The organism is Amycolatopsis sp. NPDC003676 (assembly GCF_053587275.1).
Genome location: NZ_JBSFNS010000287.1, coordinates 1 through 1,432 on the forward strand (window position 1 = coordinate 1; position 1,432 = coordinate 1,432).

Consider the following 1,432-nt stretch of genomic DNA (forward strand, 5'->3'; position numbering starts at 1 on the left):
GGCGCGAGATCGTTGTCCGTGCGGAGGAACATCGCTTCCTTGGCCGCGGTGTAGTCGTCCCACTTGTCGAGCGACTGCAGGTCCATCGGAGACTCGGCCATATCGACGATCCGGCGGTCGCGGAGACATTGAAGGCTTTGCATCGCACGGCGCGGGTCCGCTACCTCGGCTCGTGGCCCGCGTACGCGGCAGTCGGAACACCGCCCCCGTCGGACGAACCTGCCGCAGAATGGTTGACGCAATTGCGAAAGGGGGTCGCTGACCTATGAGTACACCCGCGAAGCTGGTGCTGGTGCGGCACGGCGAGACCGAGGGCAACGTCGCGAAGATCCTGGACACCCAGGTGCCCGGTCTCCCGCTCACCGAACGCGGTGTGGCACAGGCGAAAGCCTTCGGCGCCGGGCTGGTGCGGGCGCCGCAGGTGCTGGTGTCGTCGGAGGCGCTGCGCGCCCGGCAGACGGCGAGCTACATCGAGGCGGCCACCGGTTCGCCCGCGCACGTCCTCGACGGGCTGTACGAGGTGCAGGTCGGCGAGCTGCACGGTCGCTCGGACCAGGCCGCGCACCAGGTCTTCCAGGAGATCTACCGGGGCTGGCATCGCGGCGAGCTCGACACCAGGGCACCCGGAGGTGAATCCGGCCGCGAGGTGATCGACCGGATCGTGCCGATCCTCGCCGGACTGCGCGAGGAATTCCTGACCGCGGACGCCGAGGGCGACGTGATCGTGGTGAACCACGGCGCCGCCATGCGCCTGGTCGCGATGACGCTGGCCGGGGTGGCGCCGCCGTTCACGACGAACAACCACCTCGACAACACCGAGACCATCGAGCTGCTGCCCACCGCCGACGGCGGCTGGGAGTGCCTGCGCTGGGGCAGGTTCACCCCGCCGTTCGCGCTCGAGGCCGCGCTGTCGGCCGACGACCCGATGGGCTGATCAGACCGGGTTGTCGGCCTTCGCGGTCGGGAACTCGGCGCGGATCGGCAGTGACTCGATGAGATCGGCCACCGCGGTGCGCAGGCGCGCGGTGGTGCCGGTCGCGATGGACGACCACTTCACGCCGTCGTCGGCCATGCTGGCGGTGATGATGAATCGGCCCGCGCGCGTGTTGAACACGGCGATGTGGTTGTCCTGGATATCGCGGGTGCCGTCACCGTAGGCGACGCCGACGATCTCGGCGTAGGAGTGGATCTCCACCAGGGCCGAGGACAGGGCCTGGGCGTCGGTGGCCGGCTTGCCGATCTTGCTCAGCCGCTGCGTGGTGGCCGCGACGTCACCGGTGTCGCCGAAGATCGGCGCGAGTTCCTCGGTGGGCGCGTTCATCCCGTACAGCTCGAGCGCTTCGGAGTGCCCGAGCGCCTGCAGCACCGCGCCCGGCAGGTCGAGGCCCGCGTCGTCGATGACGAAGGACTCCGGCCCGCGCAGGGCGACGAC

Annotated in this window: 2 protein-coding genes and 1 pseudogene; 1 reads left to right on the forward strand and 2 read right to left on the reverse strand. The window is 69.8% G+C overall.

Annotation, left to right across the window (positions count from 1 at the left end):
• Positions 1-143: pseudogene (locus ACWDNU_RS45725) on the reverse strand (hypothetical protein); the annotation flags it as partial.
• A 122-nt stretch (positions 144-265) separates the two neighbouring features.
• On the opposite strand from ACWDNU_RS45725, the gene ACWDNU_RS45730 reads away from it, so the two are divergent.
• The gene (locus ACWDNU_RS45730) at positions 266-934 is read left to right on the forward strand and encodes a histidine phosphatase family protein (protein WP_355283724.1); all 669 of its coding nucleotides are present in this window, start codon (positions 266-268) and stop codon (positions 932-934) included.
• Here the strand turns inward: ACWDNU_RS45730 and ACWDNU_RS45735 are convergent.
• A partial coding sequence (locus ACWDNU_RS45735) for an ESX secretion-associated protein EspG (protein ID WP_449673432.1) occupies positions 935-1,432 on the reverse strand: 498 nt, incomplete at its 5' end.